This is a genomic window from Pseudomonas sp. St29 (assembly GCF_001547915.1).
Taxonomy (GTDB): domain Bacteria; phylum Pseudomonadota; class Gammaproteobacteria; order Pseudomonadales; family Pseudomonadaceae; genus Aquipseudomonas.
Window position 1 is genome coordinate 4,429,499 of record NZ_AP014628.1, and the last position, 15,852, is coordinate 4,445,350.

Genomic DNA, 15,852 nt, shown 5'->3' on the forward strand with positions numbered 1-15,852 from the left:
ACGAGCTTGGGAGGGCGATAGAGCGCTCAAACGCACGGAAAGTTCTATATCAGCCTGTTGCACTTTGTAAGAGCTGGGGATTGGGGTGGAAGAACACATGCTCGCGCACCGGTCCCACGGCCACCTCGCCGACTTCGGCGTACCCCTGACGCTTGTAGAACTCCAGATAACGGGGATTGCCGGTGTCCAGCACCACCCCTTGGGAATGCTCGTCCACCGCGCACCAGTTGTGCACCGCCGCGAGCAGTTGCTCGCCAAAATGCTGCCCCTGGAACTGCGGATGCACCCCGAGCAACGGCAATACATGGACCGCGTCACTGGGCAGACAGGCCTGCACCGCCTGGTGGTACTCCAGGTAACGCCGGGTGCAGCGAAAACCGGTGCTGAGCACCATGCGCAGGCGCCAGGCCCAGCTTTCGGTGATCCCCAGGCGCCGTTGCGGCGGAGCGATCAAGGCAATGCCGATCAGCCGGTCGTTGACCAGCAGGCCAATGGCCGGCAGATCCTGAAGAAAATGCTGCTTGACCAGCTCGCGCACCGTGGCCCGTACCCGTTGTTCGTAACCGGCGCGCTCGGACTCGAAAATGAACGCGAAAGTCGGTTCATGCCGGTAGGCCTGGTACAGCAACGACCGCGCTTCGCGGGAATAACCGCTGTCGAGCATGTGGATATCGGCAATGGTGTTGGAGGTATCAGGCATGACGGTCACTCTCCCCTGGCCCCGGCTCAAGTGGCCGCGCTCTTGTTATTACGAGCCCTGCACGGCGCTGATCGTTCCCCGCGCCCAAGGACATTAGCAGCGCATCCACGGCGCTGCCACGCTGGTCGACCCGGGCGTTGTCAGCTAGCATCGCTGTTTTGCCAGGACCGCCGACCATGAAGATCGTCTCGTTCAATATCAACGGGCTGCGCGCCCGCCCTCATCAGCTGGCGGCGCTGATCGACAAACACCAGCCGGACGTGATCGGCCTGCAGGAAACCAAGGTCGCCGACGAGCAGTTTCCCCTCGCCGACGTCCAGGCCCTGGGCTACCACGTGCACTACCACGGCCAGAAAGGCCATTACGGCGTCGCCCTGCTCTCGCGCCAGGCGCCGCTGGCCCTGCACAAAGGTTTCGAAGGCGATGACCAAGACGCCCAGCGACGCTTTATCTGGGGCACCTTCGCCGACGCCCACGGCACGCCGGTGACCATCATGAACGGCTACTTTCCCCAGGGCGAAAGCCGTGACCATCCGACCAAGTTCCCGGCCAAGGAGCGCTTCTACAGCGATCTGCAACACCTGCTGGAAAGCCGCTTCAGCAATGAGCAGCCCCTGGTGGTCATGGGCGACGTGAACATTTCTCCGGAAGACTGCGACATCGGCATCGGCGCCGACAACGCCAAGCGCTGGCTCAAGACCGGCAAATGCAGCTTCCTGCCGGAAGAGCGCGAGTGGATGGCCCGCCTGAAGAACTGGGGCCTGGTGGACAGCTTCCGTCACCTCAACCCCGAGGTGAACGACCGCTTCAGCTGGTTTGACTACCGCAGCCGCGGCTTCGAGGACGAACCCAAGCGTGGCCTGCGCATCGACTTGATCATGGCCTCCCAGGGCCTGTTGCCGCGCATCAAGGATGCCGGCGTCGACTATGAACTGCGCGGCATGGAAAAACCGTCGGATCATGCACCGATCTGGCTCGAACTGAGCTGATCGACAGGCATGAAAAAGCCCATCGTCAGATGGGCTTTTCTTGCTACCGCTTACATGTGGACCACTTCAACCCGTTCAGTGGTGCCGGCTGCTGCGATGGCGTTGATGGCGCTCTCGAGAGTGGGCTCCGAGTCGTACAAATGGCTGACCAGGATCACTTCCTTGCCGGCCTTGAGCTTGAAATAAGGCTTGCCGCCCGATGAAATTTTCTTGACGTAACGCTCGGGAGAAGCGCAGTGTGCGCGGAACAGGCCGAGAGCCGCCTCGGCACTGTCCCGGCAGGGGAATCGTTCGCTTTGAAGCATGGTCTGCGCCTCCTTTGTCTTCAGCAAGAATCTGCATGCACCACTGCCATACTGCTTCAGCTCGAACCAGGCACTCATTTGTAACTCCTTTGCTTACCACGAAATAGCAGCACAACACTGCCGAGGCATCCGCGGGGATGAAGCGTTGGCAGTCGCCCCAATCCCCGCCAGACAAAGTTGCCCACTCTACGCATCGATCAGAGGCCGGTCTTTAGGACAAGTCTCAAAAAATCTAGAGAAAACAGCTATTTACGATGTAGGACTTTCGCCATTTGTTGCCGAAAAGTGCCATCGGTCACATGTTTGTCACCTCCCTGACTTAATCTCGCCCGCACTTCCCCTCTTCCTATATAGAAGGCCAGTGCCGCCATGCCCCGCGCTTCCACCGCCAGTGAACGAGATATCTGGTGCCGGACCATCAGCCTGTTTCTGATCGGCTTCGTCTGCTACGCCCTGCCCTGGTCGGTGTTCGCCGCCCTGCCCCTGGCGACCGACAATGCCACCGTGCTGCGCATCCAGGGCTCCAACACCATCGGTGCCAGACTCGGTCCGGCGCTGGTCAAGGGCTTGCTGGAGCAACAGGGCCTGCGCGACATCCGTATCGAGCCCAGCGGCAAGGACAATGAGCAACGGGTTCTGGGACAAAGCCCCCAGGGCCGGACGGTCAGAGTGGAGGTGGCCGCCCACGGCTCGAGCACCGGCTTCAGTGCTCTGAAAAACGCCCAGGCCGATGTGGCTGCGGCTTCCCGCCCCATCAAGGACAGCGAACTGGTGGACCTGGAAAGCCTGGGCGACCTGAAGAGCCCCGGCGCGGAACAGGTCATCGCCATTGATGGCTTGGCCATCATCCTGCATCCGCACAACCCGCTGAACCAGCTGAGCACCGAGCAACTGGCCCGTCTGTTCAGCGGCGAGATCAATACCTGGGAAGAGCTGGGGAGCACCGGCGGCGCGGTCCATCTGTATGCCCGGGATGATCAGTCCGGCACCTACGACACCTTCAAAGAGCTGGTCCTCAGCCGTCGTGGCAAGACGTTGAACCCGGCAGCCAAGCGTTTCGAGTCCAGCGAGCAGTTGTCCGACGCCGTCAGTCACGACCCGCAAGGCATCGGTTTCATCGGCCTGCCCTATGTGCGCCAGGCCAAGGCGATGGCGATTGTCGATGGCGAATCCCAGCCCATGCAGCCCCTCAACAGCCTGATCGCCACCGAGGACTACCCGCTGTCGCGGCGTCTGTATCTGTACCTGCCCCCCAACGGCCAGAATCCCTGGGCCACAGCCTTGGTGAATTTTGCCCAGAGCGCCAAGGGCCAAGCCATCGTCGCCGCCAACGGTTTTGTTGCCCAGACCGTACAAGCCATACGGGTGACGCCCAGCCCACAGATGCCCGAGGCCTACCAGCAACTGAGCCGGGACGCGCAACGCCTGAACGTGAACTTTCGCTTCGAGGAGGGCAGCGCCAATCTGGACAACAAGGCGCGCCAGGACCTGAATCGGGTCCTGGACTACCTGCGCCAGCACGGCAAGCTGGACCGCCAAGTGACCCTGGCCGGATTCGGCGATGCCAAGAGCGACCCGGCACGTGCCGCCCTGCTGTCCAGGTTGCGAGCCATGGCGGTACGTCGAGAACTGGTGAAAAGCGGCGTGGTGTTCCGCGAGATCCGCGGTTTTGGCGCCGAGCTGCCGGTGGCGGCCAACAACGCCGACGAGGGCCGGATCAAGAACCGGCGAGTGGAAGTCTGGGTCTACTGAGCCCACAGCCGCCGACCGGCCGGACGCTTGCCCGACCGGCCGGCAGCGATCCCATCAATGCCCGCTGCGCAGCAGCTCCCTGGGCACGTACTTGCCGATTTCGTACTTGCCGATGGCCGCACGGTGCACTTCATCCGGGCCGTCCGCCAGGCGCAAGGTGCGTTGCATGGCGTACATGTAGGCCAGGGGGAAGTCATTGGACACGCCCGCCCCGCCGTGAATCTGGATCGCCCGGTCAATGACTCGCAGGGCCACGTTCGGCGCCACGACCTTGATCTGGGCAATCTCGCTCTTGGCCACCTTGTTACCCACGGTGTCCATCATGTACGCAGCCTTCAGGGTCAACAGCCGAGCCATGTCGATCTCCATTCGCGAGTCGGCGATCTTGTCGATGTTGCCCCCCAGGCGAGCCAGGGGCTTGCCGAACGCGGTGCGATTCACCGCACGCTTGCACATCAGCTCCAGCGCACGCTCGGCCATGCCGATCGAGCGCATGCAGTGATGAATGCGCCCCGGGCCAAGACGCCCCTGGGCAATCTCGAAACCGCGACCCTCGCCCAGCAGCACGTTCTCGTAGGGCACCCGAACGTTGTCGAACAGCACCTCGGCGTGGCCGTGAGGCGCATCGTCGTAGCCGAACACCGGCAGCGGACGGACGATCTTCACCCCGGGGGTATCCACCGGCACCAGGATCATCGAGTGCTGCTGGTGGCGTGGCGCATCGGGGTTGCTCAGGCCCATGAAGATCAGGATCTTGCAACGCGGATCACAGGCGCCGGAGGTCCACCACTTCTTGCCGTTGATCAGCCACTGGTCGCCGTCGCGCACCGCGCGGGCGGCCATGTTGGTGGCGTCGGACGAAGCCACGTCCGGCTCGGTCATGGCGAACGCGGAGCGGATCTCGCCGCGCAGCAGCGGCTCCAGCCAGCGCTGCTTCTGCTCTTCATTGGCATAGCGCACCAGCACTTCCATGTTGCCGGTATCCGGCGCCGAGCAGTTGAACGGCTCGGGGCCCAGCAGCGAACGGCCCATGATCTCCGCCAGTGGCGCGTACTCAAGGTTGGTCAGACCGGCACCCAGTTCCGACTCAGGCAGAAACAAATTCCACAGACCTTCAGCCTTGGCCTTGAGTTTGAGCTCTTCCATGATGGCGGTCGGCTGCCAGCGATCGCCTTCGGCAACCTGACGCTCGAAGACCGCTTCAGCCGGATAAACATAGGCATCCATGAACGCGGTGACGCGCTCACGCAGCTCCTGAACCTTGGGGGAATAGGCGAATTCCATGGGCAGTTCTACCTTTTTGAAGAACGGGTGTTGGGGGACTGAAATCGATGCTAGATCAGCTACGAAAATTTACCTAGCCTATTCTCGGCGTGTATTAACATTCATCACCGATATATGATCGGCTGATCCGAAAGGCTTCCGAGCCTCCCTCACAGGCCCTAACAATAAGAGTGCAGCGCCATGAATCTGAGCAAGGTCGACCTCAACCTCTTCATCGTTTTCGACGCGATCTACACCGAAGCCAACCTGACCCGCGCCGGGCAGATCGTCGGCATCACCCAGCCGGCGGTGTCCAACGCCCTGGCGCGTCTGCGCGAGACCTTCAACGATCCGCTGTTCGTCAGGACCGCCCAGGGCATGGTGCCCACCCCCATGGCACAGAACATCATCGGTCCGGTGCGCAATGCCTTGTCGCTGCTGCGGGTTTCAGTCCAGGAAAGTCGGATCTTCAACCCTCTGCAAGCGGTCAAGACCTATCGCATCAGCATGACCGACCTGACCGAGGCGGTGATCCTGCCGCCGCTGTTCCAGCGCCTGCGCCGCCTGGCACCGGCGGTGATCATCGAAAGCTTTCTGTCCAAGCGCCGGGAAACCACCAAGGAACTGGCGGCCGGGCGCCTGGACTTTGCCGTGGACGCCCCGCTCAACACCGACCCGCAAGTGCGCCATGTCAAGCTCATGGAAGACCGTTATGTGTGCGCCATGCGCAAGGGCCACCCCCTGGCCGGCAAGGAAAAATTCACCCTGGACGATTACCTGTCCCTGACCCACATCCATATCTCCAGCCGTCGCAGCGGCCTGGGCCATGTCGACCTGGCCCTGGGCAAGATGGGCATCCAGCGCAAGATCGCCCTGCGCTCCCAGCACTACCTGATGGCCTCCCAAGTGCTGCAACAGACCGATATGGTGATGACCGTGCCGGAGCGCTTTGCCCGGCGCCATGACCTGCAGGCATTCAATCTGCCGGTCCATGACGTACCGCCCGTGGAAACCCACTTGTATTGGCACGAAAGCACCGACCAGGACCCGGCCAACCGCTGGATGCGCGAGCAGATGATCGAGTTGTGCCAGCAGGTGACCGCCTACGAGAAGAAGCTCGACCAGCAGACCGCCTGACCCCTTCGCCGGCAAGCCCTCACGGCAGCAGCCGGCTTGCCGGCGCACGGGATAGACGCGGATTGCTTGACGTATACGTAAACCTGCCTTTAGCTTAGCGCCAAGTCCCACCTTGAGCGCCTCCATGAGCAGCCAGACCTACAGCATCTCCGACCTCGCCCGCGAGCTCGACATCACCACCCGGGCCATCCGCTTCTATGAAGAGCAGGGCCTGTTGGCCCCCGAGCGCCGCGGCCAGGAACGCATCTACTCGCCCCGGGACAAGGTCAGCCTGAAGCTGATCCTGCGGGGCAAGCGCATCGGCTTTTCCCTGGCCGAGTGCCGTGAACTGATCGAACTCTATGACCCCAGCAGCGGCAACCTCAAACAGTTGCACAGCATGCTGGCCAAGATCAGCGAGCGCCGTGAGCAGCTTGAACAGCAGTTGCTCGACATCGAACAGATGAAGCTGGAACTGGACACCGCCGAAGAGCGCTGCACCCAGGCACTGCAACAGACCCTCCAGAACCAGAACAACCCCGTCCAATAATCCCCGGGACACCTGCGCGGCTCGTGCCGGCACCCGCCCTCCTCCATAGAAGGTGAACCTGTATGTCACTCCCCAGCCATGTACGCCTGATCGAAGTCGGTCCCCGCGATGGCCTGCAGAACGAAGCCCGGCCCATCAGCGTCGACGACAAGGTGCAATTGGTCGATGCCCTGACCGCAGCGGGCCTGGGCTATATAGAAGTCGGCAGTTTCGTCTCGCCCAAGTGGGTGCCGCAGATGGCCGGCTCGGCCGAGGTTTTTGCCCGCATCCAGCGCAAGCCGGGGGTGGTCTACGGCGCGCTGGCGCCGAACCTGCGGGGCTTCGAGGACGCTCTGGCGGCCGGGGTCAAGGAAGTCGCGGTGTTCGCCGCCGCGTCGGAGTCGTTCTCCCAGCGCAACATCAATTGCTCCATCAGCGAAAGCCTGGAGCGCTTCGTGCCGATCATGGACGCCGCCAAACAGCACGGGATCAGCGTGCGCGGCTACGTGTCCTGCGTACTGGGCTGTCCCTATGAAGGCGAAGTGGCTGCGGAACAAGTCGCGCTGGTTGCCCGCGAACTGTACGCCATGGGCTGCTACGAGGTGTCCCTGGGCGACACCATCGGCACCGGCACCGCCGGCGCCACCCGCCGCATGTTCGACGTGGTAGGCGCCCAGGTGCCACGGGACAAGCTCGCCGGTCACTTTCATGACACCTATGGCCAGGCCCTGGCCAACGTCTACGCCAGCCTGCTGGAGGGCATCGCGGTGTTCGACAGCTCGATCGCCGGTCTCGGCGGCTGCCCCTATGCCAAGGGCGCCAGCGGTAACGTCGCCACCGAAGACGTCCTCTACCTGCTCAATGGCCTGGGCATTCACACCGGTATCGACATGGACCGCCTGATCGATGCCGGTCGGCAGATCTGCGCGGTACTGGAGCGTCCGAGCGGCTCCCGGGTGGCCAAGGCGCGTAACGCCGGCTGAGTCAGTGTGCGGCAGGGTGTTACCGGTCGCTCTGAGCCGTGGCTGGAACGAGTAACACGGAAACAGTTTGTCGATTTTCTTGTGGTACAGGTTGTCCTACAAAATCATCAAGCCATTGATTTAAAAGGACTTTAAAAAGTTGGCACGGCTTCTGCTATCTCTATGGCATAACAAGAATAAAAAGCAGCAAACCTAATAAAAATAAGACGTAACGACTCTGACATAACAAAAACAACACGACAGAGACGCAGCTAACAGATTTTTTTGGAGAGGATGTAGTGTGCAGGAGGGCTTGCAAGAGCCACCCGCAACCGGTCAGAGAACAATAAAACTACCCTGAGGTAGCTCCCGAACTGGTTGGATCGCCCTGGCGACACATTAGATCAGCGCTCAAAAAAATACGTTTGCTCTTGATCCCGGATGGGGATCGCACAAAACAGCAGCAAAGGGCCACGGTTGCCAAAAACAACAACAGACCGCCCCTCAATAATAAAAAAAGAGCACGCAACGACAAATTAAAGGGGAGCTTCGGCTCCCCTTTGTGCTTTGCGCGATTCGACTTGACCTGTCCTTCCTCGCCCCTGAAGCGTGCACCCGTACAGATGCACGCCCCAGCAAGGCTCAGACCTTGGCCACCTGCTCGCGCAGTTCCTCGATGCTGATTTCCCGCATGCGGAATTTCTGGATCTTGCCGGTCACCGTCATCGGAAACTCCTCGACGAACTTGAAGTAGCGCGGCGTCTTGAAATGGGCGATGCGCTCCTTGCACCAGGCCTGCAGCTCCACTTCATTGGCGCAATGCCCGGGGTGGAATTTGATCCAGGCGACGATCTCCTCACCGTACCTGGCGCAGGGAATACCGATCACCTGCACATCGGCCACGGCAGGATGAGTGAAGAAGAACTCTTCCAGCTCCCGCGGGTAAATGTTCTCGCCACCGCGAATGATCATGTCCTTGTTGCGCCCGGCGATGCACACATAGCCCTGCTCGTTCATGGTCGCCAGGTCGCCGGTGTGCATCCAGCCGGCCTGATCGATGGACTCACTGGTGCCCTGAGGATTGTTCCAGTAGCCGAGCATCACGCTGTAACCACGGGTACAGAGCTCGCCGATAGTGCCCCGCGGCACCACATTGCCGGCCTCGTCGATGATCTTGCTCTCCAGATGGGGCTGGGTACGCCCCACCGTGGTGACCCGCAACTCCAGATCATCGGCAGGACCGGTCTGCAACGACACGGGACTGGTTTCGGTCATGCCATAGGCAATCTGCACTTCGCTCATGTGCATCTCGCTGATGACCCGGCGCATTACCTCGATCGGGCAAGTGGCGCCGGCCATGATCCCGGTGCGCAGGCTCGACAGGTCGAACTCGCCACGCCGGGGCTGATCGAGCAGGGCGATGAACATGGTAGGCACCCCGTACAAACCGGTCGCCCGCTCCTCGGCCACCGCGTTCAGGGTCAGCAATGGGTCGAAGGCGTCGTTGGGGTAGATCATGGTGGTGCCGTGGGTGATACAGCCCAGGTTGCCCATGACCATGCCAAAGCAGTGGTACAGCGGCACCGGGATGACCAGGCGATCCGCCGCTGTCAGGCCCAGGCTCTCCCCCACCATGTAACCGTTGTTGAGGATGTTGTAGTGACTCAGGGTCGCGCCCTTGGGAAAGCCCGTGGTGCCCGAGGTGTACTGGATATTCACCGGCTGGTCGAAATCCAGGCTGTCCTGGCGCGCCTGCAGTTGCTCGGCAGTGGTCCCGGCGGCCAGGTCGGTCAACTGCGACCAGGGCAGAAAGCCGGAGGGCGGCTGCGCGTGCAGGCTGATCACCCCACGCAACTCGGGCAGGCGCTCACAGTGCAATTGGCCGATGGATTGCTCCGCCAGTTCGGGGATCAGGCCCTGGAGCATGCCGTGGTAATCGGAAGTCTTGAACGCCCCGGCACAGATCAGCCACTGGCAGCCGGACTGCTTGAGCACATATTCCAACTCAGAACTGCGATAGGCCGGGTTGATGTTCACCAGGATCGCGCCGATCTTGGCGCTGGCCAGTTGCGCGATGCACCATTGAGCGCAGTTGGGTGCCCAGATTCCCAGGCGATCCCCCGTGTCCAGCCCCAAGGCCAGCAGCGCCCGGGCATGCAGGTCCACGGCCTCGCGCAACTGCTGCCAGGTGTAACGCAACTGCTGATGACGCACCACCAGAGCCTCGCCCTGAGGATAGGCGGCGACAGTGTTGTCGAAAGCCTGGCCGATGGTCAGCGCGAGCAACGGCTTGTCTTGCGTACCACGGGTGTAGCTGCGATCCGGCTGGAAACCCGAGTGTTCCATGACGACCCCTATTGTCTTTATTAGTGGGTGTTCAGGAGCCAGGCGAAAGGTGCAAAAAAGCCTGGCTCCAATCGAAAGCCCTGCTACTCTGGCGCAAGTTGACGTTTACGTAAAGGGCGATTGACAGCCTTCGGTCGCAGGTTTACGTTAACGTAAAGGTGAGAGCCCGACAGCGCCGCTCTCCACGTCCTCCTCTCAATAAAAACAAGTGTGAAGGTGCCCACGCCATGAGTTATCCGACCCTGAACTTCGCCCTCGGTGAAACCATCGACATGCTGCGCCAGCAGGTCCAGGCCTTCGTCAAGGCCGAACTGGCACCGCGGGCCGCCCAGATCGATGTCGACAACCTGTTTCCCGCCGACATGTGGCGCAAGTTCGGTGACATGGGCCTCTTGGGCATCACCGTGGCGGAAGAGTACGGCGGCGCCGGCCTGGGCTACCTGGCGCATGTGGTGGCCATGGAAGAAATCAGCCGCGGCTCGGCCTCGGTGGCGCTGTCCTACGGTGCCCACTCCAACCTCTGCGTGAACCAGATCAACCGCAACGGCAACCACGAGCAGAAGAGCAAGTACCTGCCCAAGCTGATCAGCGGCGAACACATCGGCGCCCTGGCCATGAGCGAACCCAACGCCGGCTCCGACGTGGTGTCGATGAAGCTGCGGGCCGACAAGCGCGGCGACCGTTTCGTCCTCAACGGCAGCAAGACCTGGATCACCAACGGCCCCGACGCCAACACCTATGTGATCTACGCCAAGACCGACCTGGAGAAAGGTCCCCACGGCATCACCGCCTTCATCGTCGAGCGCGACTGGAAAGGCTTCAGCCGCAGCAACAAGTTCGACAAGCTGGGCATGCGCGGCTCCAACACCTGCGAGCTGTTCTTCGATGACGTGGAAGTACCGGAGGAAAATATCCTCGGCGTGCTCAACGGTGGCGTCAAAGTGCTGATGAGCGGCCTGGACTACGAGCGCGTGGTGCTCTCCGGCGGCCCGACCGGGATCATGCAGGCCTGCATGGACCTGGTGGTGCCCTACATTCACGACCGCAAGCAGTTCGGCCAGAGCATCGGCGAATTCCAGCTGATCCAGGGCAAGATCGCCGACATGTACACCCAGCTCAACGCCAGCCGCGCCTACCTGTACGCGGTGGCCCAGGCCTGCGAACGCGGCGAAACCACCCGCAAGGACGCCGCCGGGGTGATTCTCTACAGCGCCGAACGCGCAACGCAGATGGCCCTGGATGCGATCCAGATCCTCGGCGGCAACGGCTACATCAATGAATTCCCCGCCGGCCGCCTGCTGCGCGACGCCAAGCTCTACGAGATCGGTGCCGGCACCAGCGAGATCCGGCGCATGCTGATCGGTCGCGAACTGTTCAACGAAACCAAGTAAGAGCAGCCGCACGTTGCGAGCGACAAGCGGCAAGCCAAAGCTGCCGTAATACCGACTTACTTTTGCAGCTTGAAGCGTGTCGCTTGAAGCTGCCGTAGGCCCTCCGATGATTCTGAAGTCTCAGCTCAACCCGAAATCCCCCGAGTTCGCGCAGAACGCGGCCAGCATGCTGGCCCAGGTCGACGCCCTGCACACCCTGCTCGCCCAGGTCCAGCAAGGCGGTGGCGCCAAGGCCCAGGAGCGCCACACTTCCCGGGGCAAACTGCTGCCGCGCGAACGTATCAACCGCCTGCTCGATCCTGGCTCGCCCTTCCTTGAACTCAGCCCCCTGGCCGCCTACGAGGTCTATGGCGAAGACGTGCCGGCCGCCGGGCTGATTGCCGGCATCGGCCGGGTGGAAGGCATCGAGTGCATGATCGTGGCCAACGACGCCACGGTGAAAGGCGGTTCCTACTACCCACTGACGGTGAAAAAGCACCTGCGGGCCCAGACCATCGCCCAGCAAAACCGCCTGCCCTGCATCTACCTGGTGGACTCCGGCGGCGCCAACCTGCCACGCCAGGACGAAGTATTCCCGGATCGCGAGCACTTCGGCCGCATCTTTTTCAACCAGGCCAACATGAGCGCCCAGGGCATCCCGCAGATCGCCGTGGTCATGGGGTCCTGCACCGCCGGTGGCGCCTACGTACCGGCCATGGCAGACGAAGCCATCATGGTTCGTGAACAGGCGACCATCTTCCTTGCCGGCCCGCCCCTGGTGAAAGCCGCCACCGGTGAAGTGGTGAGTGCCGAAGACCTGGGCGGTGCCGACGTGCACTGCAAGGTTTCCGGAGTCGCCGACCACTACGCCGACAGCGACGAACACGCCCTGGCCCTGGCACGGCGCAGCGTGGCCAACCTCAACTGGCACAAGCAGGGGCAATTGCAGCAACGCACCCCGATCGCTCCGCTGTATGCGGGCGATGAGCTCTATGGTGTGGTGCCGGCCGATGCCAAGCAGCCATTCGATGTCCGCGAAGTCATTGCCCGGCTGGTGGACGGCTCGCTGTTCGATGAATTCAAGGCCCTGTTCGGCACCACCCTGGTCTGCGGTTTTGCCCATCTGCATGGTTATCCGGTGGCCATTCTCGCCAACAACGGCATCCTGTTCGCCGAAGCCGCGCAAAAAGGCGCGCACTTCATCGAACTGGCCTGCCAGCGCGGCATTCCCCTGCTGTTCCTGCAGAACATCACCGGCTTCATGGTGGGGCAGAAATACGAAGCTGGCGGTATCGCCAAGCACGGCGCCAAGCTGGTGACCGCGGTGGCCTGCGCCAAGGTGCCGAAACTCACCGTGATCATCGGCGGCAGCTTCGGCGCCGGTAACTACGGCATGTGCGGCCGCGCCTATGACCCGCGCTTTTTGTGGATGTGGCCCAATGCGCGAATTGGCGTGATGGGCGCCGAACAGGCGGCCGGGGTGCTGGTTCAGGTCAAGCGCGAGCAGGCCGAACGCAGTGGACAGCCGTTCGACGCCGCCCAGGAAGCCGAGATCAAGCAGCCGATCCTCGATCAGTACGAGCACCAGGGGCACCCCTACTACTCCAGTGCACGACTGTGGGACGACGGCGTCATAGACCCGGCGCAAACCCGTGACGTACTGGCCCTGGCCCTGTCCGCGGCCCTCAACGCCCCCATCGAACAGAGCCGCTTCGGCGTGTTCCGCATGTAATCCTGCGCGAGAAGAACATGAGCGACTTCAATACCCTGGAACTGCTGCGCGACCCCCGTGGCTTCGCCACCCTGTGGCTCAGCCGCGAAACCAAGAACAACGCCTTCAACGCCGAGATGATCCGCGAGCTGATCCTCGCCCTGGATCAGGTCCAGGCCGACCCGAGCCTGCGTTTCCTGTTGCTGCGCGGACGCGGCCGGCACTTCAGCGCCGGCGCCGACCTGGCCTGGATGCAGCAGTCGGCCGAACTCGACTACCAGACCAACCTCGACGACGCCCGGGAACTGGCGGAGCTGATGTACAACCTGGCCAAGCTGAAAATCCCCACCCTGGCGGTGGTGCAAGGCGCAGCCTTCGGCGGAGCCCTGGGCCTGATCAGTTGCTGCGACATGGCGATCGGCACCGACGATGCCCAGTTCTGCCTGTCGGAAGTGCGCATCGGCCTGGCACCGGCGGTCATCAGCCCATTCGTGGTCCAGGCCATCGGGGAACGCGCCGCCCGGCGCTATGCCCTCACCGCCGAGCGTTTCGGCGGCCAGCGCGCGCGGGACATCGGCTTGCTGGCGGAAAGCTACCCGGCTGCCGAGCTGGAGCAGCAGGTCGAGTATTGGATCGACAATCTGCTGCTCAACAGTCCCCAGGCCATGCGCGCCAGCAAGGACCTGTTGCGGGAAGTCGGCAACGGCGCCCTGACCACGGCCCTGCGTCGCTACTGTGAGAACGCCATTGCGCGCATCCGGGTCAGCGCCGAAGGCCAGGAAGGCCTGCGGGCGTTCCTGGAAAAACGCCCGCCCAGCTGGCAGCCCGCGACCACCACCAAGGAGCCCCGCTCATGAGCGCCCCTGTTCTAGACACCCTGCTGGTGGCCAACCGCGGCGAGATCGCCTGCCGCGTGATGCGCACCGCCAAGGCCCTGGGCCTGACCACCGTGGCCGTGCACAGCGCCACCGACCGTGACGCCCGGCACAGCCGCGAGGCGGATATCCGTGTCGATCTGGGCGGCAGCAAGGCCGCCGACAGCTACCTGCAGATCGATAAGCTCATCGCCGCCGCCAAAGCCAGCGGCGCCCAGGCCATTCACCCCGGCTACGGCTTTCTCTCGGAGAACGCCGGTTTTGCCCGAGCCATTGAAGCGGCGGGCCTGATCTTTCTCGGGCCGCCCGCCTCGGCCATCGACGCCATGGGCAGCAAATCGGCGGCCAAGGCACTGATGGAAACCGCCGGGGTGCCGTTGGTGCCGGGTTATCACGGCGAAGCCCAGGACCTGGAAACCTTCCGCAGCGCCGCCGAGCGCATCGGCTACCCGGTGCTGCTCAAGGCCACCGCAGGCGGCGGCGGCAAGGGCATGAAGGTGGTCGAGGACGTCAGCCAGCTGGCTGAAGCCCTGGCCTCGGCGCAGCGCGAAGCCCAGTCGTCCTTCGGCGACTCGCGGATGCTGGTGGAAAAGTACCTGCTCAAGCCACGACACGTGGAGATCCAGGTATTTGCCGACCAACACGGCAACTGCCTGTACCTCAACGAACGCGACTGTTCGATCCAGCGTCGCCACCAGAAAGTGGTCGAGGAAGCCCCCGCTCCGGGCCTTGGCCCTGAGCTGCGCAAGGCCATGGGCGAAGCGGCCGTGCGTGCCGCTCAGGCAATCGGCTATGTCGGCGCCGGCACCGTGGAGTTTCTCCTGGACGCCCGCGGCGAATTCTTCTTCATGGAAATGAATACCCGCCTGCAGGTGGAGCACCCGGTCACCGAGGCCATTACCGGGCTGGACCTGGTGGCCTGGCAAATCCGCGTGGCCCGGGGCGAAGCCCTGCCCCTCAGCCAGGAACAGGTGCCGCTGCTGGGGCACGCCATTGAAGTACGCCTTTACGCCGAAGATCCGGGCAACGATTTTCTGCCGGCCACCGGCCGCCTCGACCTGTATCGGGAGTCCGCCGCGGGACCGGGACGCCGGGTGGACAGTGGAGTCGAGGAAGGTGACAGCGTGTCGCCCTTCTACGATCCGATGCTGGGCAAACTGATCGCCTGGGGCGAGAACCGCGAGCAGGCCCGCCTGCGTCTGTTGAGCATGCTCGACGAGTTCGCCATCGGCGGCCTGAAAACCAACCTGGCGTTCCTGCGGCGCATCATTGCCCATCCGGCATTTGCCCAAGCACAACTGGATACCGGATTTATCCCACGCTATCAGGAGCAACTCCTGCCAGCGCCAGGCGAATTGACCACGGACTTCTGGCAGGCGGCGGCCCAGGCCTTTGCGCAAAGTCAGCCGCAGCGCACGCGCGCTGACGATCCCCAATCGCCCTGGTCGACGCTCGACGGCTGGCGCAGTGGCCTGCCGGCCCAGACCAGCCTGCACCTGAGCTGCGCCGGCCAGGACCGGGCCATCAGCCTTGGGGCTCATTCCCCCGCCTATCAGTTGCAAAACGAGCGCCTGTGGGTCGAGCAACAGGGACTGCGTCGTGAACATCGCGCCATTCGCCGTGGCGACACCCTGTACCTACACTGGCACGGCGACATGCACGCCATCAGCGCCTACGATCCGATCGCCGCGGCCGATGCCAGTCACAGTCAGCATGGCGGGCTCACAGCACCGATGAACGGTAGCATCGTGCGGGTGCTGGTCGCTGTCGGACAAAGCGTCGAGGCCGGTGCGCAACTGGTGGTACTGGAAGCCATGAAGATGGAGCACAGCATCCGCGCGCCCCAGGCCGGGATCATCAAGGCCCTGTACTGTCAGGAAGGTGAAATGGTCAGCGAAGGCAGTGCCTTGGTGGAGTTGGAGTAACTCAAATCA

13 protein-coding genes are annotated in these 15,852 nt (G+C 62.8%); 9 read left to right on the forward strand and 4 right to left on the reverse strand.

Annotated elements, in window-relative coordinates:
- Positions 1 to 49 precede the first annotated feature (49 nt).
- Positions 50 to 700, reverse strand: coding sequence for a GNAT family N-acetyltransferase (locus tag PST29_RS19605; RefSeq protein ID WP_060840151.1), 651 nt, complete (start codon positions 698 to 700; stop codon positions 50 to 52).
- A gap of 176 nt (positions 701 to 876) precedes the next feature.
- Here PST29_RS19605 and xthA point away from each other — a divergent pair, with 176 nt between their 5' ends.
- Positions 877 to 1,689, forward strand: coding sequence for an exodeoxyribonuclease III (xthA, locus tag PST29_RS19610; RefSeq protein ID WP_060840152.1), 813 nt, complete (start codon positions 877 to 879; stop codon positions 1,687 to 1,689).
- A 50-nt stretch (positions 1,690 to 1,739) separates the two neighbouring features.
- Here the strand turns inward: xthA and PST29_RS19615 are convergent, their stop codons facing one another.
- Positions 1,740 to 2,072 (reverse strand): DUF1508 domain-containing protein, encoded by a 333-nt coding sequence (locus tag PST29_RS19615; protein WP_016965736.1) that lies wholly within the window; start codon positions 2,070 to 2,072, stop codon positions 1,740 to 1,742.
- Between the two features lie 291 nt (positions 2,073 to 2,363).
- Between PST29_RS19615 and PST29_RS19620 the strand changes: the two genes are divergently transcribed.
- Complete coding sequence (locus PST29_RS19620) at positions 2,364 to 3,746, forward strand: substrate-binding domain-containing protein (RefSeq protein WP_060844114.1); 1,383 nt, start codon at positions 2,364 to 2,366, stop codon at positions 3,744 to 3,746.
- Positions 3,747 to 3,800: 54 nt separating this feature from the next.
- On the opposite strand, the gene PST29_RS19625 is transcribed toward PST29_RS19620, so the two are convergent.
- A complete protein-coding gene (locus PST29_RS19625; RefSeq protein WP_060844115.1) occupies positions 3,801 to 5,030 on the reverse strand; it encodes an acyl-CoA dehydrogenase in 1,230 nt (409 codons plus the stop codon).
- A 180-nt stretch (positions 5,031 to 5,210) separates the two neighbouring features.
- On the opposite strand from PST29_RS19625, the gene PST29_RS19630 reads away from it, so the two are divergent.
- The 3 genes from PST29_RS19630 (at position 5,211) to PST29_RS19640 (ending at position 7,637) form a co-directional block, all read left to right on the forward strand.
- Entirely contained in the window at positions 5,211 to 6,146 is a 936-nt protein-coding gene (locus tag PST29_RS19630) for a LysR family transcriptional regulator (protein ID WP_060840155.1), read from the forward strand.
- A gap of 124 nt (positions 6,147 to 6,270) precedes the next feature.
- Positions 6,271 to 6,675 carry a MerR family transcriptional regulator gene (locus PST29_RS19635; RefSeq protein ID WP_060840156.1) on the forward strand — a complete coding sequence of 135 codons (405 nt, stop codon included), beginning with the start codon at positions 6,271 to 6,273 and terminating at the stop codon, positions 6,673 to 6,675.
- Positions 6,676 to 6,737: 62 nt separating this feature from the next.
- The gene (locus PST29_RS19640; protein ID WP_060840157.1) at positions 6,738 to 7,637 is read left to right on the forward strand and encodes a hydroxymethylglutaryl-CoA lyase; all 900 of its coding nucleotides are present in this window, start codon (positions 6,738 to 6,740) and stop codon (positions 7,635 to 7,637) included.
- A gap of 621 nt (positions 7,638 to 8,258) precedes the next feature.
- On the opposite strand, the gene PST29_RS19645 is transcribed toward PST29_RS19640, so the two are convergent.
- Positions 8,259 to 9,962: an AMP-binding protein gene (locus tag PST29_RS19645; RefSeq protein ID WP_060844116.1), complete on the reverse strand. Its 1,704-nt coding sequence runs from the start codon at positions 9,960 to 9,962 to the stop codon at positions 8,259 to 8,261.
- A 227-nt stretch (positions 9,963 to 10,189) separates the two neighbouring features.
- Here PST29_RS19645 and PST29_RS19650 point away from each other — a divergent pair, with 227 nt between their 5' ends.
- The 4 genes from PST29_RS19650 to PST29_RS19665 all read left to right on the forward strand — a co-directional run bounded on the left by PST29_RS19650 (position 10,190) and on the right by PST29_RS19665 (position 15,843).
- The gene (locus tag PST29_RS19650) at positions 10,190 to 11,353 is read left to right on the forward strand and encodes an isovaleryl-CoA dehydrogenase (RefSeq protein WP_060840159.1); all 1,164 of its coding nucleotides are present in this window, start codon (positions 10,190 to 10,192) and stop codon (positions 11,351 to 11,353) included.
- Between the two features lie 106 nt (positions 11,354 to 11,459).
- Positions 11,460 to 13,064 carry a carboxyl transferase domain-containing protein gene (locus PST29_RS19655; RefSeq protein ID WP_060840160.1) on the forward strand — a complete coding sequence of 535 codons (1,605 nt, stop codon included), beginning with the start codon at positions 11,460 to 11,462 and terminating at the stop codon, positions 13,062 to 13,064.
- 17 nt (positions 13,065 to 13,081) lie between these two features.
- Positions 13,082 to 13,900 (forward strand): gamma-carboxygeranoyl-CoA hydratase, encoded by an 819-nt coding sequence (locus PST29_RS19660; protein ID WP_060844117.1) that lies wholly within the window; start codon positions 13,082 to 13,084, stop codon positions 13,898 to 13,900.
- Positions 13,897 to 15,843 (forward strand): acetyl/propionyl/methylcrotonyl-CoA carboxylase subunit alpha, encoded by a 1,947-nt coding sequence (locus PST29_RS19665; RefSeq protein WP_060844118.1) that lies wholly within the window; start codon positions 13,897 to 13,899, stop codon positions 15,841 to 15,843. The genes PST29_RS19660 and PST29_RS19665 overlap by 4 nt, the downstream gene beginning before the upstream one ends.
- Positions 15,844 to 15,852 lie beyond the last annotated feature (9 nt).